The organism is Streptomyces sp. NPDC026659 (genome assembly GCF_040638245.1).
Taxonomy (GTDB): domain Bacteria; phylum Actinomycetota; class Actinomycetes; order Streptomycetales; family Streptomycetaceae; genus Streptomyces.
In genome coordinates this window covers 419,372-445,192 of the sequence record NZ_JBEZXY010000006.1, presented here as the reverse complement: position 1 = coordinate 445,192, position 25,821 = coordinate 419,372, and the positions used below count along the sequence as shown (strand labels likewise).

Here is a 25,821-nt window from a genome sequence, read left to right as displayed (position 1 = left end):
CGACTACCCGCCCGCGCGCGGGGTGCTGCTCAGGTGGACGCCGACCCGCTTGACGAGCAGCGTCATCTCGTAGGCGACCTGGCCGACGTCGGAGTCGGAGTCGGCCAGGACGGCGAGGCAGCTGCCGTCGCCCGCGGCGGTGACGAACAGGAAGGCGTCGTCCAGTTCGACCACGGTCTGGCGGACGCTGCCCGCGTCGAAGTGGCGGCCGACTCCCTTGGCGAGGCTGTGGAAGCCGGAGGCCACGGCGGCCAGGTGCTCGCCGTCCTCCCGGGTGAGGTCCTTGGACACGCCGGTGGCGAGGCCGTCGCCGGAGAGCACGACGGCCTTGCGGATGCTGGCGACGCGGTCGACGAGTTCGTCCAGGAGCCAGTTCAGCTCCTTCTTCACGGTCTCCGAGTGGCCGATCGTCTTCGGTGCGGTCATCGACCGTCTCCCTTGGTCGTTCCTGGTGCTGTGCCGTGGCGGGCATCGTCGCCCGCCGCGTTCTCCTCGCGGCCGCGCTGCCAGCCGCGCTGCAGCGCGGCCATGCGGGTGCGGACCTCGTCGGCGTCCCGCGGGGTTGGTTCCGCCGGTCGCGCGGTCGGCTTCCGGCGGGAGTCCTGCTTCAACTGCGGTGCCAGGTTGGCCTGGCGGACCCGTCTGGGGAGGGGGGTGGTGTGCCCCCCGGCAGGGGTGCCGTCGGTGCTCGGGGTGCCCTCGCGCGCGGCGGTGTCCTCGTGGGCGGCCGTCGTGGTGCGGGGGCGCCGGGGAAGGTCCTGGTCCTCCGGCGGGGAGGTCCAGGGGGTCACCGGCCGGGGCGGTACGGGGGTGTCGGCCTGGCCCGGCGGAATGGTCGGGCCGTCGACATCGGCGGCGTCGCCGGGCCCGGCGGTGTCCCGGGACCAGGCCGAGCCGGTGGCGGGTGTGGGGCCGAGGACGCCCATCGGGTCGGTGAAGCCCGTCGGGCCGGTGGGGTGGGCCGGGCCGTCGGGGCCGGGAATGTCCCAGGCGTCGGTGAAATCCGTCCGGCCCGTGAAGGGGGCGGAGTCGGCGGAGTACGTCGCGTCGTCGGGGCCGAGCACGCCCATCGGGTCGGTGAAGCCGGTCGGGGCGACGGGGCCGGACAGGCCCGCCGGGCCACGGAAGCGGCCGGAGAAGTCGGTGGAGCCGGAGGGATCGGCGGGGCCGACCTCGCCGGTCAGGCCCGTGCGATCCGAGGGACCGGTCGAACCGTCCCGGTCCGTCAGGCCCGTACGGCCCGAGGAGCCGGCGGAGCGGAGCGAATCGAGCAGGTCCGAGAGACCCGCGGATCCGATCGCGTCCACCGGATCCGCGTGGCCCGGGCGACCGTCGAAGCCCGCCGTATCGGCCCGGTCCGTGTGGCGCGAAGGCCCCGTCGGGCTCGCGGAGCCGGAGGCGTCGGCGGTGTCCGTCGGACCTGTAGGCACGTCCTCCTCGGTGTCCCGGGGCTTGCGATGCCGGGTCGGGAGCGGGGGCGGCGTGCGTGAGGGGAGGGCGGGTTCGGGGTCCGGGTCCGGGGTGGGGACGTAGCCGCGGGGGCGGAAGATGGCGCCGCGTTCGGTCTCGGTGTCTCCGATGGCGCCGGGGAAGTCGTCGGGGTCGGACGGCTCGGGGACGGAGGGTGCGGGGAGCGGAGTCGCCGGGGTCTTCGTCAGGCGGGCCGGGTCCAGGCGGATGCCGAGGCCGTTGGTGCCCGGGTCGTCCTCGCTGAGGAGGGCGTCGGGGATGAAGACGACGGCCGTGGTGCCGCCGTAGGGGGACGGCTGGAGGGAGACGCGGACCTTCTGGCGGCGGGCGAGGCGGCTGACCACGAAGAGGCCGAGCCGGTCGGTGTCGGAGAGTTCGAACTCGGGGGTCTCGGCGAGCCGGAGGTTGGCGTCGAGGAGGGTGTCGGCGGTCATGCCGAGGCCCCGGTCGTGGATCTCCAGCGTGAAACCGCTGCCGACGCGTTCGCCGACGACCTGGACGGCTGTGTGCGGCGGGGAGAACACCGTGGCGTTCTCGAGGAGTTCGGCCACGAGATGGGTGAGGTCGGAGACTGCGGGCCCGGTGACGGCGAGGCTGGGCAGCCGTCGTACCTCGATGCGCTCGTAGTCCTCCACCTCCGCGATGGCGGCGCGTACGACGTCCATCAGGCGGATGGGGCGGCGCCACTGCCGGGAGGGCACGGCGCCGGAGAGGATCACCAGGCCCTCGGCGTGCCGGCGCATACGGGTGGTGAGGTGGTCCAGGCGGAAGAGGTCCGCGAGTTCGGTGGTGTCCTCGGTGCGGCGCTCCATGGTGTCGAGCAGGGTGAGCTGCTTGTGGAGCAGTACCTGGCTGCGGCGGGCGAGGTTGACGAAGACCTCGGAGACACCGGCGCGCAGCTCGGCCTGTTTGACGGCGGCCTCGACGGCGGCGCGCTGGAGGGTGTTGAGGGCCTGGCCGACCTCGCCGATCTCGGTCTTGTCGTACTCCCGCCGGGGCACCTCGCTCTCCACGTCGATCTGTTCGCCGGTGGTGAGGCGCCGCATCAGGTTGGGCAGCCGGGTGCCGGACGCCTCGTGCGCCTCGCGGCTGAGCTGCCGCAGGTCGCGGATGAGGCGGCGGCCGACGCGTACGGAGAGGACGAGGGAGACGAGGACGGCGACGAGGCCGAGGACGCCGACCACGGCGGCCTGGGCGATGACGCCGATGGCGACGGGCTGTATCCGGTCGCGGAGGCGGTCGCCCGCCTGCTGGTCCAGCTTGCCGAGTTCGTAGAGGACACCGCTCGCGGTGGCGTTCCAGTTGGTGACGGTCACTCCGCGCGGGGTGCCCGAGTCGGTGGCGACGACGTCGCGTTCGGCCACGCGCAGCGGGGCGGTGGCGGCGTTGCCCCAGAAGTGCTCGTAGCGCTCGCGTTCGGCGGCGGGCAGCAACGGCAGGCTGATGTCGTAGAGCAGGTCGCGCTGGGCCACGAGGTCGGAGATCTGCCGGGTCTCGGTGCGGGTGAAGCGGCCGACGACCAGCGAGGAGGCGAGCAGGGCGTCCTCGCGGGAGAGGAGTTCGCGGGCGCGGGTGGTGTTGACGAGGGCGGCCGCCTGCTTGTCCATCTCCACGTCGTCGATGCCGTCGACGGCGACGATCAGGGCGTAGCAGGGGTCGACGAGGCGGTTGTAGAGGTCGAGGGCCTCGGCGCGGGTGACGGTGCGTTCCTCGACGCCGCGGCGCAGGGACTCCAGGCCGCCGAGGGCGTCCAGGACGGCGGTGAGGCGTTCGCCGTCCTCGCCGCGTACGGCCGCGCGGGTGTCGCGGTCGCGCGCGTTCGCGTGCAGCCGGGCGACGGCCTTGTCGGTGTCGGTGCGGGCGCGGTGGAGCGCGGTGAGGGCGTCGGCGGCGCGCGGGTCGGCGAGGTAGACCAGGCTCTGGCGGCGTTCGCTCTGCAGGAGGCGGACGGTGTCCTCGGTGGGGTGGCCGACGGCGTCGACGGTGCGGGAGACGCGCAGCATCCGCGTGACCTCGCGTCCCGTCAGCACCGTGGCGAAGCCCCAGACGGCGGTCAGGGACACCAGGGGCACGAGGAGGAGCGCCACGATCTTCCGGCGGATCGACTTCCCGCGAAAGCGCATGGCCTCCCCCAACTCGGCCCGCGCCGGGCGCGGGAGTGTGGATGTCCCGACTCGGAACGGCGCGAGCCTACTACCGCCCCACGCGTAACTCGAAGACGTGTCTGACGCGTGAACTCCCTTGTGGGCAAAGGAAGATGGCGAGTTGTCGGGGCATTGCGGGAGATTGCCGCCGCAGCGGGGCACGGCCATGGGGTGCCGGGGCCGAAATCGCACGGACGGCGGTTGGCCGAAATTTTTCCCGGACCGGGAATCTTCACGGCGTCCCACGCGTCCTTGTCCATGGGGAACGCTTGGGGAGTCGACGGGGACACGGGGACGGAATCGGCCACAGGAGCCGCGTCCCGCGTCCCGGCGGCGTAAATCAGCGCAAGCCGGGCAGCCACTGGGGAGTCGGAGCTTTCGGGTTCCGGGGCGAGCGGTGTGCCGGCGGTGGGGAGTGACACGGTGATGGGCACGGCGGAGCGGCGCGAGGCGCCCGAGAAGAGCGTGGCGGTGCGCCCGGCGCCCGGGCGGGGCAGAAACGTGCCCGGTCAGGCCGGCGGGACGCGCGGACAGACCCGCGAGCACACGCGGGAGTACGCGGCGCGGGAGCGCCCGGGGGCGTACGGCGAGGGCGCGCGGGCCGCGTACCGGCCGCTGTGGGTGGAGGAGCCCGCCCGGCGGCGCCGGCTTCCCGACCCGGTGCGTACGTCGGCGGTGCGGGCGGTGCTGTTGATCGCGGTGACGCTGATCCAGGCGATGGTGGCGTTCCTGTGCACGATGGCGGGGTCCTGGCTGGCCTTCCCCATGGTGATCAGCAGTGTGGCGAGCACGGTGGTGGCGACCTGGTCGGTGGTCGACGTCTGGGTGACGCGCCAGGTCTGGAACCAGCGGTACGGCGTGGTCTCCGAGCCCAGCAGCACGGCGCGCTCGCTGCGCAAGGAGCGGCGGGCGGCGCGGCGGCGCGAGCGGTCCGCGCGGCGCGACCAGGAGCGGATATCCGGCGGCGCCGGGCGGCTGTCCCACTCGTAACTCGTAGGAGTCCTCGGGGACTCGTGGCGAAGGTCTCGGGCTCGTAGGGGCCTCAGAAAGCGGCCGTCCCGGCGGGGAACGATCGGATCGCGGCCGTCTCGGTTTCCTTCTCCTCCCGGCCGAGTTCCCGGCGGGCGCGGGTGAACGGCTTGGGCCGGTCCACCGCGAGGACGGCGGTGGTGCGGCCGTCGCGTTCGTAGCGGGCCAGGAAGCCGTCCGGGCCGGGCGTGCCGTCGGCGAGGGTGCCCTCCGTGACGCGGACGGTGTCGCCGTCGCGGCGGCTGCCCGCGAACTGCAGCCGGGAGCCGTACTGCTCGGACCAGAAGTACGGCACCGGGCGGCCGGTCTCGCGGGTGTGCCCGGCGAGCAGACTGGCGACGGCCGTACGGGGCTGGAGTGTCGCGGCGGTCCAGTGCTCGGAGCGGACCCCGTCGACGCGGGCCACGTCGCCGACGGCGACCACCTGGGGCAGCGGGGTCGCGCCGCCCGCGTCGCAGAGCACGCCGTCGCGCAGGGGCAGGCCGGAGCCCGCGAGCCAGTCGGTGTTCGGAGTCGCGCCGATGCCGGTGACGACAAGGTCGGCGGGGAGCGTGCGGCCGTCGGCGAGGTCCACGGCGGTGACCGTGCGGGGGCCGCGCAGAGCGGCGACACCCGTGCCGGTGAGCAGCCGGACCCCGGACCGGCGGTGCAGTGCCGCGCAGACGGCGGCCATCTCCGGGCCGAGCTGGGGCAGCAGCGGGAGCGGGGCCGCCTCCACCACCGTGACCTCGTGGCCGAGTACGGCGCAGGAGGAGGCGGTCTCGGCGCCGACGAAGCCTCCGCCGATGACGACGACCCGGCGCGAACCCCCGGTGAGGGCGGTGCGCAGGGCGCGGGCGTCGTCCAGGGTGCGCAGGGTGTGGCAGCCCGCCGGCGCGGGACCTGGCAGACGGCGTGCGCGGGCCCCGGTGGCGATGACGACACCGTCGGTGGTGACGGTGCGGCCGGTGTGCAGCCGTAACGTGCGGGTGCGGGGGTCGAGTCCGGTGGCCCGGAGGCCGAGCAGCCACTCGGCGTCGAGCGCGGTGCGGTCCTCGGCGTCGGTGAGGGCGAGGCGGGACTCGTCGGCGCGGCCGGTGAGAAAGTCCTTGGACAGGGGCGGGCGGTCGTAGGGGCGGTGGGGTTCGTCGCCGACGATCACCAGTCGGCCGTCGAAGCCCTGGGCGCGCAGTTCCCGGGCGGCGTACAGCCCGGCGAGGGAGGCGCCGACGACGGTCACGGTCCTCATGCGGCGGTGCCCTCCCACGCGGTGAGGTGGACGTGGACGACGCCGTCCTCCACGGTGACGCGGTGGGTGCGCACGGGCCGCCGTGCGGGGAGGCAGGTCGGCTCGCCCGTGCGCAGATCGAAGGAGGCGGCGTGCAGCGGGCATTCGACCAGGCAGCCCTCCAGCCAGCCCTCGGAGAGGGAGGCGTCCTGGTGGGTGCAGGTGTCGTCGATGGCGTACAACTCGCCGTCGTCGGTGCGGAACACGGCGACCGGCGGTGTGGTCGCGATACGGACGGACTCGCCCTCGGGGAGATCATCGAGGCGGCAGACGGGAATCACGGGCCCCCCTCAACGGAGCACGGAAGCGGAGAGACGGAGCTGAGCCGGAGAAAGCCAAAGCCGAGCTGGAGAAGCCGAGCAGATAAGCCGAGCCGAGAAAACTGATCTGCGGAAACCGGGCTGCGGAAGCCGAACCGGGGAAGCGGTGGAGCGGGGACGGTGCTGCGGAATCGATGACGTGAGGACGTGACGTGCCGTCAACACCGGGCGGTCGGAGCCCTTCCGGGATACCGACGCTTCGGTAACATGATGTTTCGCATGGCGCATGTTCCTGCGCTGTGCGCAACAGAATCCGCGTGGGAGGACCGTCGCGTCAAGGGCTTCCCGCAGACGCGGCCCGAACCGGGCCGGCGATGGGGAGAGTTGAGCCATGAGTCGCACGCAGAAGCGGTCCGGCCGCGCCGGGGCGACCACGGCGGACGCGAGTGCTCCGGAACGGGGCGGGGACGCGGCCGCGCCGGAGCGGGGCGGTGGCCGGGGCGGCGCCGGGGCGGTGCAGTCGGTGGACCGTGCGGTGAGCGTGCTGGAGATCCTGGCCCGGCACGGCGAGGCCGGGGTCACCGAGATCGCCGACGAGCTGGACGTGCACAAGTCCACGGCGTTCCGGCTGCTCGGCGTCCTGGAGAACCGGGGTCTGGTGGCCCAGGCCAAGGACCGGGGCAAGTACTACCTCGGCGCCGGGGTGCTGCGCCTGGCCGGGGCGGCGGCCGTCCGGCTGGACATCTCGCAGGAGGGCGTCCCGGTCTGCCGCGAGGTGGCGGACGAGCTGGGCGAGACGGTCAACATCGCGGTCCTGGACGACGACGCGGCCGTCAACATCATGCAGGCCCGCGGCACCGCCTCGGTGACCGCGCAGAACTGGCTCGGCAGACGCACCCCGTTGCACGCCACCTCCAGCGGCAAGGTGCTGCTCGCCCACATGCCGCCGACCCTGCGCGAGGGCCTGCTCGCCCGCCCGCTGCACCGCTACACCGAGCGCACGGTCACCGGCGCGACGATGCTGCGGGCGGAGCTGGAGGCGGTCGTGGAGCAGGGCTGTGCCATGACGGTCGAGGAGCTGGAGCTGGGCCTGGCCGCCGTGGCCGCGCCGGTCCGCTCCCACGACGGCAAGGTGATCGCGGCGATCAGCGTGTCGGGGCCGGTGTACCGGCTGAACGCGGACCGGCTGCCGGAGGTGGCGAAGCGGGCGGTGGCGGCGGGCGCCGAGCTGTCCCGCCGGATGGGATACGGCTTCTGACGTAGCGTCGGCCGGATTGACGAACACCCGCGCGGGGCAGGGATTTCCGGCCCCGCGCGGTGGTGTGTCCGGCGGGTTTCGGCCGTCGGACTCCTTTTGCCAAGGGTTAACGCGCGCCCCTTGACGGCCCCGTGACGGCGTTCTCACTATGTTCCCCATCACGCAACCCATCGTGCACTGCGCAACAGGAGAGGAGCCTGTCGTGCCACACGAGGTGACGCCCCGGGTGATCGTCGTCGGGGCCGGGATCGTCGGCTGCTCCCTCGCGGACGAGCTGACGGCGCGGGGCTGGACGGACGTCACCGTGCTGGAGCAGGGCCCGTTGCCCGCGCCCGGCGGGTCGACCTCCCACGCACCCGGGCTGGTCTTCCGCACCGGTCCGTCGCGGACGCTGACGCGGTTCGCCGCGTACACCGTCGAGAAGTTCTCCTCGCTCGACGTGGCCAGTGTGCCCTGCTTCGAACCGGTCGGCGGTCTGGAGCTGGCCACCACCCCGGAACGCCTGGCCGAGCTGCATCGCCGGGCCGGTTTCGCCGCCTCCTGGGGCGTGTCCGGCGAGGTGGTGAGCACGGCCCGCTGCAAGGAACTGTGGCCGCTGCTCGACGAGTCGGTGGTGCTCGGCGGCTTCCACACCCCTGGCGACGGACTGGCCCGCGCTGTGTTCGCAGCCCGCGCGCAGCTGGACCGGGCGGTCGCACGGGGTGCCCGTTTCCTGGACCGGCACACGGTGACCGGTGTCGCGCGGGAGGACGGCCGGGTCACCGGGGTCCACACCGACCGGGGCTTCTTCGCGGCCGACCACGTCGTCTCGGCGGCCGGGTTCTGGGGTCCGGTCGTGGGCCGGATGGCCGGGGTCGACGTACCGCTGCAACCGCTGGCGCACCAGTACGCGCGGACCCGCCCGCTGCCCGAGCTGAGCGGGGCGACGGCCGAGGCGACGCGGCCGATCCTGCGCTTCCAGGACGCCGACCTGTACTTCCGCGAGCACGGCGACCGGATCGGCATCGGCTCGTACGCGCACCGGCCGCTGCCCGTGGACCCGTTCGCGGTGCCGCCGTACGACGAGGCACGGGCGGCGGGCCGGGAGATGCCGTCCTCCTACCCGTTCACCAAGGAGGACTGGGCGCCGAGCTGGGCGGAGTGCCGGCGGCTGCTGCCCGCGCTGCGCGGGACGGAGATCGAGAGCGGGTTCAACGGGGTGTTCTCCTTCACCCCGGACGGGATGCCGGTGCTCGGGGAGTCCCGGGAGCTGCGCGGGTTCTGGCTGGCCGAGGCGGTGTGGGTGACGCACTCGGCCGGTGTGGCGAAGGCGGTGGCCGAGTGGATGGTGAACGGACGGCCGTCGATCGACGTGCACGAATGCGATGTCACGCGATTCGAGGAAGCGCAGCGTTCACCGGCGTACGTCCGTGAACGCGGTTCACAGCAGTTCGTCGAGGTGTACGACGTCATCCACCCGCTCCAGCCGATGGAGCGGCCACGGCCCCTGCGCGTGAGCCCCTTCCACACACGCCAGCAGGAGCTGGGCGCGTACTTCCTGGAGGGCGGCGGCTGGGAGCGCCCGCACTGGTACGAGGCGAACGCGCCGCTGGTGGCGGAACTCGGGGACGGTGGGGACGGTGGGGGTGTCGACCACGGCGGGGGCGGTAGGGGCGGTGGGCGCGACGAGGTCGCTGGGGCCCTCGGGGATCTCGGCGCCCTCCGGGACCTCCCCGCGCGCGACCCCTGGGCCGCCCGTCACTGGTCCCCCGTCGCCGCCGCCGAGGCCCGCGCCACCCGCGAGCGCGTCGCCCTCTACGACATGACCCCGCTGCGCCGCCTGGAGGTCACCGGCCCCGGCGCGCTCGCCTTCCTCGACCGCGTGACCAGCAACAACCTTCGCAAGAAGCCCGGCGCGGTCACGTACACCCTGCTCCTGGACGAGTCCGGCGGCATCCGCTCCGACCTGACCGTCGCCCGCCTCGGCCCCGAGCACTTCCAGGTGGGCGCCAACTCCCCCGCCGACCTCGACCACCTGCTCCGCCAGGCCCCGGGCGACGTGCACATCCGGGACATCACCTCCGGTACCTGCTGCGTCGGCGTCTGGGGCCCGCTCGCCCGCGATCTGGTCCAGCCGCTGACCGGCGACGACTTCTCCCACGAGGGGTTCGGCTACTTCCGCGCCCAGCGGACGCACATCGGACACGTGCCGGTCACGGCGCTGCGGCTGAGCTATGTGGGGGAACTCGGCTGGGAGCTGTACACGACCGCCGACCTGGGGCTCCGGCTCTGGGACACGCTGTGGGAGGCGGGCCGCGACCTCGGTGTGATCGCCGCGGGCCGCTCCGCCTTCAACTCGCTGCGGCTGGAGAAGGGCTATCGCGCCTGGGGCACCGACATGACGACCGAAGACACGCCGTACGAGGCGGGCCTCGGCTTCGCCGTCCGCATGGACAAGGAGCACTTCACCGGGCAGGACGCCCTGCGCGCCCGGCCCGAGCCCACCCGCACGCTGACCCCGCTGCTGCTCGACGACCCGGCCGCCGTGGTCCTCGGCAAGGAGCCGGTGCACCTGGACGGCGTCCCGGCCGGGTTCGTGACCAGCGCGGGCTACGGCTACACGCTGGGCCGGTGCGTCGCCTACGCCTGGCTGCCGGCCGGGCTCGCGCCGGGCACCGGCGTGCACATCGAGTACTTCGGCGAGAAGCTTCCGGCGACGGTCGCCGAGGAGCCGCTGTTCGACCCCGGGATGAGCCGCATCCGCCGCTGACCGGTCCCGCCACCGGCAGCCCTCCTCCGTCGCCGACAACGCCCGTCCGTCCGTCACCGAGCCCGTCCGCCGCCGACCGGCCCCGCCACCGACCGCATCCGCTCTCGCCCGATCCCGCCGGACGACCGCCCCGCTCCCGCCGCCGCCCGTCCCACCTGCCGCCGACCCGTCCCCCTCAGGAGGTCCGCACCGTGTCCCCCGCTCACGACGTGATCGTCATCGGCCTCGGCGGCATGGGCAGTGCCGCCGCCCATCATCTGTCCGCGCGCGGCGCCCGCGTGCTCGGCCTGGAGAAGTTCGGCCCGGCGCACAACCGGGGCTCCAGCCACGGCGGTTCGCGGATCACCCGGCAGTCGTACTTCGAGGACCCGGCGTACGTGCCGCTGCTGCTGCGCGCCTACGAGCTGTACGAGGACGTGGAGCGGGCCACCGGCCGGGAGATCGCGACCCTGTGCGGCGGTGTGATGGTCGGGCCGGCCGACTCGCGCACCGTCGCCGGTTCCCTGCGCTCGGCCACCGAGTGGGACCTGCCCCACGAGCTGCTGGACGCCAAGGAGATCCGCCGCCGCTTCCCGACCCTGAACCCGTACGACGACGAGGTGGCGCTGTACGAGGCGAAGGCCGGTCTGGTCCGCCCCGAGACGATGGTCTCCGCCCATCTGGAACTGGCCGCCGGGCAGGGTGCCGACCTGCGCTTCGAGGAGCCGGTGCTGAGCTGGGAGCCGTACGGGGACGGCGTACGGGTGCACACGGCGCGCGAGTCGTACACGGCCGGGCAGCTCGTGATCTGCCCGGGCGCCTGGGCACCACAGCTGCTGGCCGATCTCGGGGTGACGGTCACTGTGGAGCGGCAGATCATGTACTGGTTCCAGCCGAGGGGCGGCACGGAGCCGTTCGTGCCCGAGCGGCACCCCGTCTACATCTGGGAGGACGCGCGGGGCGTCCAGGTGTACGGCTTCCCGGCCATCGACGGGCCCCAGCTCGGCGCCAAGGTGGCCTTCTTCCGGAAGGGGCAGGTCACCACCCCGGAGACCATCGACCGGACCGTGCACGAGCACGAGGTGCAGGCGATGGCGGACCACATGTCCCGCTGCGTCCCCGAGCTGCCGGGCACCTTCCTCAAGGCCGCGACCTGCATGTACTCCAACACGCCCGACGAGCACTTCGTGATCGCCCGCCATCCCGCGCACCCCGGGTCGGTGACCGTGGCCTGCGGGTTCTCCGGGCACGGCTTCAAGTTCGTGCCGGTCGTCGGCGAGATCCTGGCCGACCTGGCGCTGACCGGCACGACCGCGCACCCGATCGGCCTGTTCGACCCCGCCCGCTTCAGCACTTCGCCCGGCGAATCCGCCACGCCCGAGCAGACCGCCGCCCCCGACCGAGGAGACCGCCCGTGACGACGACCCCGATCTCCCCGGCCGGTTCGCTCCCGCCGAGCCTGATCGCCACCCTCCCCGGCAGCTACTACACCGACCCGGAGATCTTCCGGCGCGAGCAGGCGGCCCTGTTCGAGTCGATGTGGATGTGCGTGGTGCGCGCCGCCGACCTGGACCGGCCCGGCGCCTACCGCACGGTCCAGGTGGGTCGCGAGAGCGTCGTCGTCACCCGGAGCCGCACCGGCGAGCTGCGGGCCTTTCTGAACGTGTGCCGCCACCGGGGAGCGCGGCTGTGCGCGGAGGAGTCCGGGCAGGTGCGCCGGAATCTCCAATGCCCGTACCACGCCTGGACGTACGACCTCGACGGCCGCCTGATCGCCGCGCCGAACCTGGTGAAGATGCCGGATGTGGACCGGGACCGGTACGGCCTGGTCAAGGTGGCCCTGCGCGAGTGGCTCGGCTACGCCTGGGTGTGCCTGGCCGACGAGCCGCCCTCCTTCGAGGACACCGTCCTCCACGCGGCCGTCGAACGGCTCGGCGACCGGGCCGCCATCGAGCACTACGGCACCGAGCGGCTGGCCCTCGGCAGGCGCGTCACCTACGACGTGAAGGCCAACTGGAAGCTGATCGTCGAGAACTTCATGGAGTGCTACCACTGCGCCACGATCCACCCCGAACTCACCGAGGTGCTGCCGGAGTTCGCGGAGGGCTACGCGGCCCAGTACTACGTGGGCCACGGCGCGGAGTTCGGCACCGGGGTCGAGGGCTTCACCGTGGACGGCAGCGCGGGCTTCGGCAAACTCCCCGAGGTCAGCGCGGACCAGGACCGCCGCTACTACGCGATCACGGTCAAGCCCACGGTGTTCGTCAACCTCGTCCCGGACCACGTCATCCTGCACCGTATGTTCCCGCTGGCCGAGGACCGCACGGTGGTGGAGTGCGACTGGCTGTACGCGCCGGAGGTGGTGGCGTCCGGGGCGGACGTGTCGAAATCAGTGGAACTGTTCCACCGGGTCAACGAGCAGGACTTCGCGGCGTGCGAGCGCACCCAGCCGGCGATGTCCTCCCGCGCCTACCGGGCGGGCGGGGTGCTGGTGCCGAGCGAGCACCACATCGGCGCCTTCCACGCGTGGCTGCTGGCCGCGCTCGACAACAACTCCCTTGGTTGAAAGCCGAGTTAACGGGTATTCGCTTCCCGCCCCTCCTCCCCCAGGGCCACCAGGAGTCCACCCCATGACCACCACCGAGCCGTCACCCGGTTCGCACCACCACGACGACACCGAGCTGGCCGAATTCGGCTACCGGCCCGAACTCAAGCGCACGCTGGGCAACTTCCACACCTTCGCCGCCGGGATCAGCTACATCTCCATCCTGACCGGCACCTTCCAGCTCTTCTACTTCGGTTACGGCAGCGGCGGTCCGGCCTACTGGTGGTCGTGGCCGATGGTGTTCCTGGGCCAGTTCGCCGTCGCCCTGTGCTTCGCGGAGCTGGCCGCCCGGCATCCGGTGGCGGGGTCGGTCTACAACTGGTCGAAGAAGATAGGCAATCGGCACCTCGGCTGGCTCGCCGGATGGATGATGCTGATCGCCTCCATCGTGTCCATCGCGGCGGTCGCCCTCGCCTACCAACTGACGCTTCCTCAGATTTCGTCGGCCTTCCAGTTCGTGGGCGACGGCTCGGGCACCTACGACGTGGCGACCAACGCGGTGGTTCTCGCAGCCGTGTTGATCCTGTTCACCACCCTGGTCAACGCCTTCGGGGTGCGGCTGATGGCCACCATCAACGCGGCGGGCGTGTTCATCGAGTTGATCGCGAGCGTGGTGCTGATCATCGCGTTCGCGGTGCACATCACGCGTGGACCGGGTGTCGTCCTGCAGACGAACGGCACCGGCTCCGGTCACAGCGCGGGATACCTCGGCGCCTTCCTGGTGGCCTCGCTGGCGTCGGCGTACGTCATGTACGGCTTCGACACGGCGGCCTCGCTCGGCGAGGAGTCCCTCGACCCCTCGCGCAACGCGCCGCGCGCCATCGTCCGCGCGGTGGTCGCCTCCTTCGTACTCGGCGGTCTGGTACTGCTGTTGGCCCTGATGAGCGTGTCGAGCCTGAAGGGCGACAAGCTGTCCACGGACGGCCTCCAGTACGTGGTGCTCGACGTGCTCGGTCCGACGGCCGGCAAGGCGATGCTGTGGTGCGTGCTGATCGCGGTGACGGTGTGCGCGCTCGCGGTGCACACGGCGGCGATCCGGCTGGCCTTCGCGATGGCCCGCGACAACAACCTGCCCGGCTCCGTGCTGCTGGCCCGGGTGAGCCCGCGCTTCCGGACCCCGGTGCTGCCCGCCGTGCTCATCGGCGTCCTGGCGCTGGCGATCCTGGTGGTCAACATCCGCCAGCCGCAGATCTTCACGGTCGTCACCAGCATCGGCATCGTCATGATCTACCTCGCCTATCTGGGCGTCACCGCGCCGATGCTGGTCGCACGGCTGCGCGGCAGGTGGCAGCCCGCCGGTGACGGCAAGTTCTCGCTGGGCCGCTGGGGGCTGTTCGTCAACGTGGTCGCGGTGGTGTGGGGCGCGGGCATGACGCTCAACCTGCTCTGGCCGCGCGCCGCCGTCTACAACGCGACCGCGCCGTACCACTGGTATCTGCGCTGGGGCGCGGTGCTGTTCGTCGCCGTGATCGCCGGGGGCGGGTTCGCCTACTACTGGTTCGTGCAACGCCACCGCACCGGAGTGCTCGCCGGACACCGACTGGAGGAGACCGCGCCGGACACCATTCCGGGTGCGCCTGCGGCCGACTGAACTTCACTTCAGGGGAGGGTGGTTGCGATGGGAAGCGACACGTTCGACTACGTGGTGGTCGGCGGCGGCACGGCGGGCAATGTCGTCGCCGCGCGGCTGTCGGAGGACCCGGCCGTCACCGTGTGCGTGCTGGAGGCGGGCCCGAGCGACGAGGGCGTGGACGACGTGCTCCGACTGGAGCGCTGGATGGGCCTGCTGGAGTCCGGCTACGACTGGGACTATCCCATCGAGCCACAGGAGAACGGCAACAGTTTCCTGCGGCACGCCCGGGCCAGGGTGCTCGGCGGCTGCTCCTCGCACAACTCCTGCATCGCCTTCTGGGCCCCGGCCGAGGACCTGGACGACTGGGCGGCCCGGGGCTGTACGGGCTGGGGTGCGGCCGACCTGTTCCCGTTGTACCGGCGCGTGGAGGACAACGACGCGCCCGGCGAGCACCATGGCCGCGGCGGTCCGGTGCGGCTGCACACGGTCAAGGGCGCGGACCCGTGCGGCGCGGCCCTGCTGAAGGCGTGCGCGCAGGCGGGGATTCCGACGGTGCCGTTCAACTCGGGCCGCACGGTGGTGCGCGGAGCCAACTGGTTCCAGATCAACGCCGACGAGGACAACGTCCGCCAGTCCTCCTCCGTGGCCTACCTCCACCCGGTGCTCGGCAAGCGGCCCAACCTGGAGGTGCGCACGGGGGTACGGGCCAGGCGGCTGCTCCTGGAGGGGCGGCGCTGCGTGGGCGCGGAGTACCTGGACCCCGACCTCCTCCACACCCGCACGGTACGGGCCCGGCGCGAGGTGATCGTCTCCTGCGGCTCCATTGACTCCCCGAAGCTGCTGATGCTCTCCGGCATCGGCCCGGCCACCCATCTCCGCGAGGTCGGCATCGAGGTGGCCGTGAACGCCCCCGGCGTCGGCGCCAACCTCCAGGACCACCCCGAGGGCGTCATCATGTGGGAGGCCCGCCGACCGATGCCCACCACCTCCACCCAGTGGTGGGAAGCAGGCATCTTCTACGACACGGAACCCGGCCTGGACCGCCCCGACTTGATGTTCCACTACGGCTCGGTCCCCTTCGACATGAACACGGTCCGCTGGGGCTACCCCACCTCGGAGAACGCGTTCTGCCTGACCCCCAACGTGACCCGGTCACGCTCACGCGGGACGGTACGGCTGCGCACCCCCGACTTCCGCGACAAGCCGCTGGTCGACCCGCGCTACTTCACCGACGAGCACGACGTGCGGGTGATGACGTACGGGCTGCGGCTCGCCCGGCGAATCGCTGAGCAGCCCGCGCTGGCGGGGTGGGCGGGGGCGGAGCTGGCGCCGGGCCCCGATGTGCGGACGGACGACGAGCTGCTGGAGTACATCCGCCGGACGCACAACACGGTGTATCACCCGTCCTGCACGGTCCGTATGGGAGCGGCGGATGACCCGGCGGCTCCCCTCGACCCACGGCTGCGGGTCAAGGGGATCGCGGGGTTGCGAGTGGCCGACGGGTCGGTGATGCCGGATCTGATCTCGGTGAACCCGTGCATCACGACGATGGTGATAGGCGAGAAGTGCGCGGACCTCTTGAGAGAGGACGCCTGAACTCACCTGGCCCCAGTCTTTCGTCAAGCCTCTGGGCGTTGCGGCCAGGGGTCCTCGGGGTCGTGGTCGGCCGGCATCGTGAAGCGGCTGGTCGGCAGATGACCGGACGGGGCAGCGGGGTCAATCGCGGCCGGCCATGCGGAGGGCGGCAGCGCGCTGATGGCGTCACGGACCTCGGCGTCGATGGGGGCGCCGACGGAGAACCGGGCGTCCACCCCGTCGGCGCGCAGTGCCCTGATGTGTGCCAGGAACGCTTTGGTGCAGCCGGCGGTGTCGGTGCGGACCAGAATCGGCGCCCCATACCGACGGTCGTCGGGGATCTGGGCAAGCGCGTGGTCCAGGACGGTGATGTGGTCGGGCCCACGTCTGACCCACGCCGCTGATCCGCCCGGCCCTGCTACGCGATCGACCAGGTGTTAAAAACCGGATGATGCGAAAAGAGCAGGGGCGCTAGCGTGCGCGCATGGATCTTGAACCTGGAAAGACCGTGCCCGCCGTTCCCGTTCCTCTCGATGCCGAACTCCAGGTCGCTTATGACGCCTACCTGGCGGAGGAACCGGACTTGGCGCCGATGAGCCTCGAGAAGCTGTCGGTGATCCGCGCGGAGGCCGACGCCGCAGTGGCGGCGTTCGGGGACCTCAGCCATGGCGGGCGCTTCACCGTCTTCCAGCCTTCGGTGCCCGGCCTGGACGGCGCCCCCGAGATCCCACTGCTGGTGTGCACACCCTCCGGCGCGCCCGCATCGCGGCCGGCGCTCTACTTCATGCACGGCGGCGGCTTCTACGGTGGCGATCACCGCACCGGGCTCGACCAGATACTCGAGACGGCCGAGCGGTTCGGGGCCACTCTGATCTCGGTCGGCTACCGGCTCGCGCCCGAACATCCCTACCCCGCCCAGATCAACGACGCTTACGCCGGTCTGCTGTGGGTCGCCGACCACGCGGACGAGCTCGGCATCGACTCGGAGCGCATCGTCGTCACGGGCTTCAGCGCCGGCGGCACCCTCAGCGCCGCGCTCGCTTTGGCCGTGCGCGACAAGGGCGGTCCCCGCCTGCTCGGCCAGCTGCTGATCGCCCCGCTGCTCGACGACCGCAACGACAGCGTCTCGGCCCTGCAGATGGACGACGTCGAACTCTTCGACCGCAGCCGCAACACGTTCGCCTGGAACTCACTGCTCGGCGACGTCCAGGGCGGAGCTGACGTGCCGCAGTACGCTGCGCCCGCCCGCGCCACCGACCTGGCCGGCCTGCCGCCCACATTCCTCGACGTCGGCTCCGCCGAGTGCCTGCGCGATGAGGTCGTCGCCTACGCCGACCGGATCTGGCAGGCCGGCGGCGAAGCCGAACTGCACGTGTGGCCCGGCGGAATCCACGGTTTCGACCGGAAAGCCCCCGAGGCGCGGATCAGCAAGGCCGCTGTCGCGGCACGCCGCAACTGGCTGGAGCACCTTCTCGCCACCAACTGACAGTCTCCTCGGGCGGTAGTCGGTCGCGGGATGGACAACGTACCGGCGACACGGAGCCCTCCAAGGTTCTGGACCAATAAATGTCCAGCATCCCGGCTCCGTCAAACCCCGAGCACCGTGCTCAATCAGGCTGGCTGAGCCAGTCGGCCACCGTACGAATGACGAACGCTTGGTATTCCTGACTTTTGGGCTCTCGGTACTGGGGATCGTCATGGACGGCAAAGCCGTGCTGCGAACCCTCGACGGGGACGAGTTGCACCGGAGCTGTGAAGTGCCGTAGAGCATCGCGGGACGACTCGAACGGCACCAGCGTGTCAGCGGTGCCGTGGACGATGAGGGTGGGTGCCTTCACTTCGCCGAGCGCTTCGTGCGGCTTGAGCCAGAACACCTCATTGAGCATGGGGCGGCCGTGGCGGAGCGTTGGCGTGAACTGAATGGCTCCGTGCTCGGTGAGTTCCGCGGCTGCCTCATCGCTGATGACGTCGTCTGCCCAGTAGTCCCGGCTGTCGACAGTCCGGCGTTTGTAGTCGAGCTGCGGATTGAACAGCACCAGCCGCGAGATTTCTTCCGGACGCTTGGCCGCGTAGTAAGCGCAGATACCGCCGCCGAAGCTCGCTCCGAGGAGGGTGAGTTGGTGGACTCCCGTTTCCTGCCGCAGGTACGCCAACATGACGCGGATGTCGTTGAGGATCATGGAGAGCGTCAGCTCTTCCTGCCGGCCTTCGCTCTGGCCGTGCGCCCGGAGGTCGAAGCGCAAGCTGGCAATGCCTGCCTCTGCAAGACCTGTTGCGAGCCGGGTGAAGAAGCCGCCTTCCTCACGAGTGACCCCGCCGCCATGCACCAGGATCACGGCGCGCTGCGTCGGCACTTGGGGACGTTCGAGGGTGCCCGCAAGATGCAGGCCGTCAAGGGTCCGTACCGTCACGCTGTCAGTCGCCACAGGGGCAGCGTAGTGATCGGGGACGCGCTACAACAGAGCATCACTGCTTGTTGAAGCGATGCGGCACCGTAAGGAACAAAGCCCTCAGTTCAAGAGCCAGCCCCTATCCGATCGGTGGCGTCTTAAAGAATGGTTGATAAATTCAGTCGGTTCCACCGATCATGTGAAGGGTGGAAATGATCTGGAAGTTCGCAGCCGCTGGGCGCGCGGGGAACCCAGCGACTAAGGGCTGTCCCATAACTGGCGTCACAGCCGCATCTGTTGTCAGCCGGACGTGAGACGCAGGTCCGGCGCGCTGATATTCAAGGCGCTTGCTGAGGCAGCCGGACTATGCTGGCCAAGTGATTGAGGACGGTTCCACAGACCGCGGCAGTGTCACGACAGTGCGACGGATCGGCGCGACGATCCGAAGGCCGACGGGCGCGTGGACACCTGCCGTACACGCCCTCCTGAGCCACCTGGAAGCGGTGGGATTCAGCCGGGCTCCCCGTGCGTTGGGCATCGACGGCACCGACGAGGTGCTTTCGATGCTCTTTGGCGAGCCCGCGTTCACGCCCTGGCCGGAAGCGTTGTGCTCCTTGCGCGGAGTTGCTGAGTTGGGCCGCTGGCTGCGGGAATACCACGATGCCATCCGGACCTTCCGGCCGCCGGCCGATGCCCAGTGGCAGGGCCAGGAAGAAGCGTGGCAGTCAGGCATGGTGATCCGGCACGGAGACCTCGGACCGTGGAACTCGATCTGGGACGATGGCCAGCTCATCGGCTTCATCGACTGGGACTTCGCAGCACCTGGGCATGCCATTGACGACCTGGCTCAACTCGCCTGGTACGCCGTCCCACTGCGGCCCATGGAACAGCAGCGGCGAGCATCGGTCACTGGTGCCAGTACCCTGCGGACCCGCCTTCATACGCTGTGTACCGCTTACGGGGAACAGCCTGGAACTGTGATCGAGGCGCTGGATGCCCTCCAGTCCCGCGAGGCCGCGCGCATCGAACGCCTCGGCAGACAGGGCACCGAGCCATGGGCGACCTTCCTCGACCGTGGTGACGCGGCTGAGATGTTGGCCGAGCAGTGCTGGGTCCGCTCGGAGAGTCAGGCACTCTTGGACACTGGGCACAAGTGACAACCGCCTCCGGCCCGGAGGCCACGGCGCGGACGGCCCTGGAGCCTGCCGCTGGAAGACCGGGTGCTGCTGGTCGCGGCCTACTGGCGAACGAACTTGACGCTGCGCCAACTCGCTCTACTCTTTGGCGTCTCGAAGTCCGCCGCCGACCGGATCATCCACCATCTCGGGCCCAAGCTCGCGCTCCAGCCGAGGCAGCGGTTCGCGAAGGGGACCGTACTGATCGTGGATGGCACCCTCGTGCCCACCCGTGACTACGCGGTAGCTGAGCAGTCGAAGAACTACCGCTACTCCACGACCCACCAGGTCGTCATCGACGCCGACACTCGCAGGGTCGTCATGATCGGCCGACCCATGCCGGGTAACCGCCACGGCTACAAGGTGTGGGAGCAATCTGGCGCCAAGGCCACGGTCGGGAGAACGATGACGATTGCCGACGGCGGCTATCCGGGCACCGGGCTCGTCACGCCCCACCGGCGCACCCCAGGTGAGGAGTTGCCCGAGTGGAAGCAGGCTCACAACCGTTCCCATAAACAGGTCCGCGCCCGCGTCGAGCACACCTTCGCCCACATGAAGACATGGAAGATCCTCCGCGACTGCCGCCGCAAGGGCGACGGGCTCCACCACGCCATGCTCGGCATCGCACGCCTGCACAACCTCAACCTCGCCGGTTGAGCAAGCGGATCTCAGCAGTCGCCCACCTGACTCGACTCGATGATCATTGCGGGACAAGCCTTAGCCCAAGACAGCCCGCAGCTCCCCACAAACCTCAGGAATTCACACTCGCCGGCCGCTTGAACATCCTGGTCGCCGTGATCTCACTGTGCGCCTCCCCCGCCTGCGGCGGCTGCGGCAGCCCAGGCCGAAGGTGCTCCTCCACGCTGATGTACTTCAGCCCGGCTCGGAGGTCGGCGTCGTTCCGCAGTCGGATGACCAGGGGGAACTCCGCCAGCGCCGTGGTGTCGAAGAGACCCGTGGTGTAGAGGAGCTGCACGCCCAGCGCGTCCGACACCGCCCGCTGAAGCTCCAGCAGATACGTCGCGTTGGCGCGGCCGATCGGGTTGTCCAGGAACAGCGTGCCCGCGTGCCGGTGCTTGTCGCGGCCGCGGTCGTTGGAGCGGAGGGCGGCCATCGTGCAGTAGAGGGCGATGGCGGCGGTGAGGAGCTGGCCGCCGGAGAAGACGTCGCCCATCTGGCCGACGGGAACGCGTTCGGCGCGCAGTACGGCGTCGGGCTTGAGGATCTCGACGGCGATGCCCTTCGGCTGGAGGGCGGCGGCGACGCCGCGCAGGAGGAGGGACATGCCGTCGCGGCGCAGGTCGGAGTTCTTCTTGACGGCGGCGCGGGTGGCCTCGTCGATGACCTCGCCGAGGCGTTCGGTCAGGGTCGCCTGGTCCGGCTCCTCGAAGCGGATGCGCAGGAATTCCTGGCCCGACCACTCGCCCAAGCCCTCGGGCAGGCGGGAGAGCCGCTGGGCGGAGCGGAGCGTGGCGAGGGAGGTCTCCACGAGGCCGCGCAGACGGTCCACGATGGAGTCGCGGTTGCGTTCCAGCTGGGCGAGTTCGTCGGTGAGGACGCGCAGCCGGGGCGCGAAGGCGTCGGCCCACTTCTGGGCGTGCTCGGGCAGGGCGGCGGCGGGCAGCTCGCGGATCTGCTGCCGGGCCGGGGTGCGGACCTGCTCGTAGCGGGTGGAGTTGGCGTGCCGGACCAGGATGTCGCTCGCCTCGCGGACGGCGGCGTCGGCGGCGGAGAGGTCGGCGGAGCAGCCTCGCAGGGAGCGGCGGGACTCGGCGGCCGCCTGACGGGCCTCGTCCAGGGTACCGGGGTAGGGCTCGGGGTTGTCCGGCTCGTCCTCGGGGGTGGTCTGCTCGCGCAGCAGGTCGCGGAGCATCGCGGCGATCTCGTCGAACCCGGCGGCACCGTCCTCGGCGGCCCGGTGGGCCTGGAGGAGTTCGGCGTGGGCGTCGCGGGCCTCGGTCAACGCCTCGACGCGGGAGGCGAGTTCGGCCGTCGCGGTGCGCAGCAGGGCCTGGGCGTGCTCGGCGTCGCGCGGGAGGAGTTCCTCGGGCAGTTCGGTGTGGGCGTCGCCGTCCTCGGGGGCGTGCCGCTCGGCCTCGCCGCGCAGCCGGCCGAGCTGTTCGCTCGCGGTCGACATGCGGGTCTCCAGAAGCTGGACCAGTTCCTCGGCGCGGGCGGCGGCGGCCTGCCGGGACGGGCCGTCGGAGCCGTCCGGGGAGGTCAGGAGCTGTTCGGCGCGGGTGCGGACCTTGTTGCTGAGCCGGTCGAGTTCGGTACGGGCGCCGCTCTCGTCGCTCTCGGCGCGGGCCTGCTCGGCGCGCAGGTCGGCGCCGACGCCGACCTTCTCGTACACCTGGGAGGCGGCCCGGTACGACTCGCGCAGCGCGGGCAGCGATGCCTCGGGGGCGCCGTCGGTGTCCTCGGGTACGTCGTCGGGGGCTCCGGCGATCTCGGCGCGCTCGGCGCGCAGGGCGCGCGCGGTACGGCGGGCGTCGTCGGCGGCGCGCTGGGCGGCGCGGCGGTCCTCGTCGGCGGCGCGGGCGCGTTCCAGGCAGGACTGGGTGCGGGCCTCGGACTCGGCTGCCTCGTCGGCCAGTTCGCGCAGCTTGAGCTGCCATCCGGCGCGCTCGCGCAGCCGGTGGGCGAGTCCGGCGAGGGCGTCGGCGGCGCGGCGGGCGCGCTGGGCGGCCTCCTGTCGCTCGTCGCGGAGCTGTACGGCCTCGGCGGCGTTCTCGTCGGTTTCGGCGCGCAGGGCGCGGGCCTCGGCGAGTTCGGCCTCGGTCTCGTCGGCGAAAGCGCGGGCCTCGGCGGCGGTTTCGGCGAGTTCGGTGAGGCGTCCGGCGGGGCAGCCGGTGCGCCAGGAAGAGAGGCGGGCGGCGAGTTCGCGGTCCTTGCCGAGGCGGGCGGCGAGGGTCCGGATCTCCTCGTCGCGGGCGGCGGCGCGGGTGCGCAGGGCCTGGCGCTCCTCGTCGGCGGCGAACTCGTCGTGCATGGCCGGGTTCGGCGGGACCAGGAACACGTCGCCGGACGTCGCGTCTGCGGCCGGGGCGGGCGCGAGCAGCGCGGCGGCGGTGCCGACGGCGACGGCGGAGCGCGGCAGCAGCGCGGCGTCGCCGAGGGCCTCGCGGGCGCGGGCGTGGGTGTCGGGGTCGGTGATGATGACGCCGTCGACCAGTTCGGGGCGGGTGGCGAGCACGCGCGCGTGGTCGGCGGGGTCGACGGACTGGGCGAGGTAGCGCCAGCCGGGCAGCGCCGGGATGCCGTGCTCGCCGAGGAACTCCACGGTGGCGAGCACGTCGGGTCCTGGCGGCAGCAGGCCGCCGTCGCCGAGGGCGGCGAGGATGCGGGTGTCGTCGGCGGCGGCGGTGCGCAGCTCGAACAGGCTGCGTTCGGCGGCGGAGACGGCGTCGGCGAGGAGGGACTTCAACTCGTCGGCGTAGCGGTCGAGTTCGTCGACGGCGAGCGGGCCCTCGCTGTCGTCGCGGGGGTCCTCGGCGCTGTCGCGCTGCGCGGGTACGGCGGCGCGGGCGGTGGGCAGGCCGAGTAGTTCCGTGAGGCGGTCCTCGGCGGCCAGGGCCTCGGCCAGACGGCGTTCGGCCTGGTGGGTGCGGTCGGCGGCGGTCGCGGCGTCGGCGGCGCGGGCGGCGGTCAGTTCGGCGCGGGACTCGACGGCGGCGGCCTCGCGGGCGCGTTCGACGGCCGCGCGGGCGGCCTCGCGGGCCTCGTCCCAGGCGGCGACGGTGGTCTTCTCGGCGTCGCTCGCGGCGAGCGCGGCACGGGCCGGGTCGGCGTCGGGGGCGCTGTCGTCCAGCCAGCCCGCGCGGACGGCCTCGGCCGTCTCCTGCTCGACCTCTTCGAGGCGCTGGCGCAGGTGTCCGGCCTCGCTGCGGGCGCGCTGTGCCTCGGTGGCGGCGGTGGTGGAGTCGCGGTAGGCGCCGTCACCGACCTCCTGGAGGGCGGCGGAGCGCTCCTCCTCCTCGTTGGCGAGGCTCTCGGCGCGCTCGGCGGCGGCGTGCAGGGCGCGTACGAGGTCGACGGCGGCCTTGGCGCGGGCGGCGAGCGCGGGGGCCGCGTCGCGTTCGGCCTCCTGGATCGCGGCGGACACGCGCGCGACGCGGTCGGCGGCGGCGCGGTGGCGCAGCACGGCCTCGGCGGCCTGCCAGGCGGAGTACAGGGTGCGGGCGTCGGCCAGTTCGCGCTTCTGCGCGGCGGCGGCCTTCTCGGCGGCGGCGAGCGCCAATGAGGCGTGCCGGTAGGCGAGTTCGGCGGCGACGAGGGAGCTGCGCTCGCGGGCGCCCTCGGAGTGGGTGACGGTGTAGGCGGCGGCCGTGACCCGCTGGGCGAGGTCGGCGGCGCGGACGCGCTCACGCACGGCGCGCGCGGAGAGCCTGCGCGCCAGGGTGCGGGTACGGCGCTCGGCGCCCGTGTGGATCTCCCGGGCGCGGGCGCGGGCGTCGGCGGACTCCACGATGCGGCCCAGCAGATCGACGGAGCCCGCAGTGAAGTCGCGTTCCGCGATGAGTTCGGCGCGGCGGCCCAGCTTGTTTCCGAAGCCGCTGACCAGGTCCGCGAGGCCGTCGGTGTCCCGGGTGTCGGTGACGGCGCGCAGCAGCAGGTCGGTGAAGTCGGAGTCCTTCTTGACCGCGAAGAGACCGGCGGCCTCGCCCTCGTCGGCGTTCATCTCCCGCTGGTAGCGGAAGAGTTCGGGGTCGAGGCCCAGTTCGCCAAGGTGCTCGGTCCAGCGCTCGTGGATCTCCTCCCAGTGCACCTCCAGGTGCGGGTAGTTCTTGCCGGACTCGGTGAGGGCGTCGCGGAAGCCCTTCATGGTGCGGCGACGGCCCCGCGCGCCGGAAGCGCCCTCGACGGGCGGGCGTACGGCGGTGGCCTCGGCGACCGGGAGGTTGTCCAGGCTGAGTCCGGGCCCGGGCCGGAACGAGTACCACGCCTCCGCGAACTTGCGCGGGTCGTTGGACACCTGGCGGCCGCGCCACTCGCTGGCCTTGCCGACGACCACGCACTCGCCGGTCAGCACGTGCTGCCACTCCAGGGCGACATGGCCGCAGTCGTCGGCGAGCAGGAACTTGCGCAGCACGCCTGAGCTGGCGCCGCCGAGGGTGTTGCGGTGGCCCGGCAGCATCACCGAGAAGATCAGCTTCAGCAGGACGGACTTGCCGCCGCCGTTCTCCAGGAACAGCACGCCCGCGGGCGCGGGACGGCGCGGCGGCCCGACCGGCTCCTCCTCGAAGAACTCCGCCTGGGTGGGCGCCGGGTCGGGCACGGGCGCGCCCACGCCGCGCATGTCGAGCACGGTGTCGGCGTAGCGCGCGCCGGCGGGCCCGATGGAGTAGAGGCGGACGCGGGACAGCTCGTACATGGCGGACTCTCGTCGTAAGGCTTCGAACAGGGTGCGGTGGTGCGTGGAGGGGGACGGCTGGGGCCCCGTGCCGTCAGGAGTGGAACGGCAGCCCGGCGTCGGCGACCAGGTCCAGGTCGTCGCTCTCCTCGGCGGGCAGCAGGCTCGCGGAGGCGCCGGTGTCCGGGACTATGCCCAGCTCAAGCAGCTCGGCGAGGGCCGCGGTGCCCGCCATGTCACGCACCTGGAGCTGATAGCGGGCCGTGGTGCGGTAGGTGCCGCCGCCCTCGTCCCCGGTGCGCTGGAGGAATCCGGAGTCGGTGAGGAACCCGAGCGCCTTGGCGACGATACCGGTGGTCGAGGAGGCCGGACGCCGGGCGTCCTTGGTGGCACCGGTGACGCTGCGCCGCGCCCAGATCCGCCAGGCGGCCTCCAGGCCGGGCGCGTCGGTCGCCGGGTCGGTGTTCTCGCCCTCCTCCTGCGCCCGCTCCTCCAGGCGACGGCACGCCTGCCGTACGAAGGCGTCCACGCCGTTGACGGTCACCCGCCCGATGTACGAGTCGTCGGCCAGGTCCTCCGGCCGGGGGAACGCCAGCGCGGCCACGGAGAGATGCGCCAGGCCGTGCAGGAAACGGTCCCCGGAGTCGGCGGCGGTCCGGCGCGCGTAGTCGCCCATCCGCACCGCGAACACCGAGTCCTCGGCCGCCGTCACCGCCATCCCCGCGCGCGGGGACACCTCGAGGACGACCAGCCCGAGCCCACTGGCCACGGCATCCGCGAGCCGCGCGAACGGCGGGTCCTCGCGATACCGGCGCAGCAGATTCGTGTACTCCTGGTCCCGCGCGGGCTGCAGCTTGGGCTGCAACCCGAAGGCGACGAGCCGCGCCGCGTCGGCGGCGTCGGCGGGGGTGACGGCACTGCTCACCGGCGGCGCCGGGGCCTCGGCGTCACTCCACTCGACGTACTCGCTCACGACTGCGACTCCTTGTGCTTG

General features: G+C 72.1%; 16 protein-coding genes and 2 pseudogenes. 10 read left to right on the top strand and 8 right to left on the bottom strand.

Annotated elements, in window-relative coordinates:
* Positions 1-3 precede the first annotated feature (3 nt).
* Both AB0E91_RS18390 and AB0E91_RS18385 read right to left on the bottom strand, forming a co-directional pair.
* A complete protein-coding gene (locus AB0E91_RS18390; RefSeq protein ID WP_361116806.1) occupies positions 4-426 on the bottom strand; it encodes a roadblock/LC7 domain-containing protein in 423 nt (140 codons plus the stop codon).
* Positions 423-3,593 (bottom strand): nitrate- and nitrite sensing domain-containing protein, encoded by a 3,171-nt coding sequence (locus AB0E91_RS18385; RefSeq protein WP_361782397.1) that lies wholly within the window; start codon positions 3,591-3,593, stop codon positions 423-425. The genes AB0E91_RS18390 and AB0E91_RS18385 overlap by 4 nt, the downstream gene beginning before the upstream one ends.
* 447 nt (positions 3,594-4,040) lie before the next feature.
* Here AB0E91_RS18385 and AB0E91_RS18380 point away from each other — a divergent pair, with 447 nt between their 5' ends.
* Positions 4,041-4,604: a hypothetical protein gene (locus tag AB0E91_RS18380; protein ID WP_361782469.1), complete on the top strand. Its 564-nt coding sequence runs from the start codon at positions 4,041-4,043 to the stop codon at positions 4,602-4,604.
* Between the two features lie 52 nt (positions 4,605-4,656).
* On the opposite strand, the gene AB0E91_RS18375 is transcribed toward AB0E91_RS18380, so the two are convergent.
* Together AB0E91_RS18375 and AB0E91_RS18370 are read right to left on the bottom strand one after the other, a co-directional pair.
* On the bottom strand, positions 4,657-5,871 hold the full coding sequence (locus tag AB0E91_RS18375; RefSeq protein WP_361782394.1) for an FAD-dependent oxidoreductase: 1,215 nt from the start codon (positions 5,869-5,871) through the stop codon (positions 4,657-4,659).
* A complete protein-coding gene (locus AB0E91_RS18370) occupies positions 5,868-6,191 on the bottom strand; it encodes a bifunctional 3-phenylpropionate/cinnamic acid dioxygenase ferredoxin subunit (RefSeq protein ID WP_018548931.1) in 324 nt (107 codons plus the stop codon). The genes AB0E91_RS18375 and AB0E91_RS18370 overlap by 4 nt, the downstream gene beginning before the upstream one ends.
* Before the next feature lie 493 nt (positions 6,192-6,684).
* Here AB0E91_RS18370 and AB0E91_RS18365 point away from each other — a divergent pair, with 493 nt between their 5' ends.
* The 6 genes from AB0E91_RS18365 (at position 6,685) to AB0E91_RS18340 (ending at position 15,930) form a co-directional block, all read left to right on the top strand.
* Positions 6,685-7,428 carry an IclR family transcriptional regulator gene (locus tag AB0E91_RS18365; RefSeq protein ID WP_361782466.1) on the top strand — a complete coding sequence of 248 codons (744 nt, stop codon included), beginning with the start codon at positions 6,685-6,687 and terminating at the stop codon, positions 7,426-7,428.
* Between the two features lie 202 nt (positions 7,429-7,630).
* Complete coding sequence (locus tag AB0E91_RS18360) at positions 7,631-10,177, top strand: FAD-dependent oxidoreductase (RefSeq protein WP_361782389.1); 2,547 nt, start codon at positions 7,631-7,633, stop codon at positions 10,175-10,177.
* Positions 10,178-10,368: 191 nt separating this feature from the next.
* Positions 10,369-11,574, top strand: a complete 1,206-nt coding sequence (gene solA, locus AB0E91_RS18355) for an N-methyl-L-tryptophan oxidase (protein WP_361782386.1) — start codon at positions 10,369-10,371, stop codon at positions 11,572-11,574.
* Positions 11,571-12,722, top strand: a complete 1,152-nt coding sequence (locus AB0E91_RS18350; protein WP_361782383.1) for an aromatic ring-hydroxylating dioxygenase subunit alpha — start codon at positions 11,571-11,573, stop codon at positions 12,720-12,722. Before solA ends, AB0E91_RS18350 begins: the two co-directional genes overlap by 4 nt.
* A gap of 64 nt (positions 12,723-12,786) precedes the next feature.
* The gene (locus AB0E91_RS18345; protein ID WP_361782380.1) at positions 12,787-14,352 is read left to right on the top strand and encodes an amino acid permease; all 1,566 of its coding nucleotides are present in this window, start codon (positions 12,787-12,789) and stop codon (positions 14,350-14,352) included.
* A gap of 27 nt (positions 14,353-14,379) precedes the next feature.
* Positions 14,380-15,930 (top strand): GMC family oxidoreductase N-terminal domain-containing protein, encoded by a 1,551-nt coding sequence (locus AB0E91_RS18340; protein WP_361782377.1) that lies wholly within the window; start codon positions 14,380-14,382, stop codon positions 15,928-15,930.
* A gap of 152 nt (positions 15,931-16,082) precedes the next feature.
* Here AB0E91_RS18340 and AB0E91_RS18335 read toward each other — a convergent pair.
* A pseudogene (locus tag AB0E91_RS18335) lies at positions 16,083-16,286 on the bottom strand (IS1380 family transposase); the annotation flags it as partial.
* A 107-nt stretch (positions 16,287-16,393) separates the two neighbouring features.
* On the opposite strand from AB0E91_RS18335, the gene AB0E91_RS18330 reads away from it, so the two are divergent.
* Positions 16,394-17,395 carry an alpha/beta hydrolase gene (locus AB0E91_RS18330; protein WP_361782374.1) on the top strand — a complete coding sequence of 334 codons (1,002 nt, stop codon included), beginning with the start codon at positions 16,394-16,396 and terminating at the stop codon, positions 17,393-17,395.
* Between the two features lie 121 nt (positions 17,396-17,516).
* On the opposite strand, the gene AB0E91_RS18325 is transcribed toward AB0E91_RS18330, so the two are convergent.
* A complete protein-coding gene (locus AB0E91_RS18325) occupies positions 17,517-18,335 on the bottom strand; it encodes an alpha/beta fold hydrolase (protein ID WP_361782371.1) in 819 nt (272 codons plus the stop codon).
* Positions 18,336-18,676: 341 nt separating this feature from the next.
* Here AB0E91_RS18325 and AB0E91_RS18320 point away from each other — a divergent pair, with 341 nt between their 5' ends.
* Entirely contained in the window at positions 18,677-19,456 is a 780-nt protein-coding gene (locus AB0E91_RS18320; protein ID WP_361782368.1) for an aminoglycoside phosphotransferase family protein, read from the top strand.
* 24 nt (positions 19,457-19,480) lie between these two features.
* Positions 19,481-20,131: pseudogene (locus AB0E91_RS18315) on the top strand (transposase); the annotation flags it as partial.
* 94 nt (positions 20,132-20,225) lie between these two features.
* Here the strand turns inward: AB0E91_RS18315 and AB0E91_RS18310 are convergent.
* Both AB0E91_RS18310 and AB0E91_RS18305 read right to left on the bottom strand, forming a co-directional pair.
* Positions 20,226-24,848, bottom strand: a complete 4,623-nt coding sequence (locus tag AB0E91_RS18310; RefSeq protein WP_361782365.1) for a hypothetical protein — start codon at positions 24,846-24,848, stop codon at positions 20,226-20,228.
* A 73-nt stretch (positions 24,849-24,921) separates the two neighbouring features.
* Positions 24,922-25,800, bottom strand: a complete 879-nt coding sequence (locus AB0E91_RS18305; RefSeq protein ID WP_361782362.1) for a hypothetical protein — start codon at positions 25,798-25,800, stop codon at positions 24,922-24,924.
* Positions 25,801-25,821: the final 21 nt, after the last annotated feature.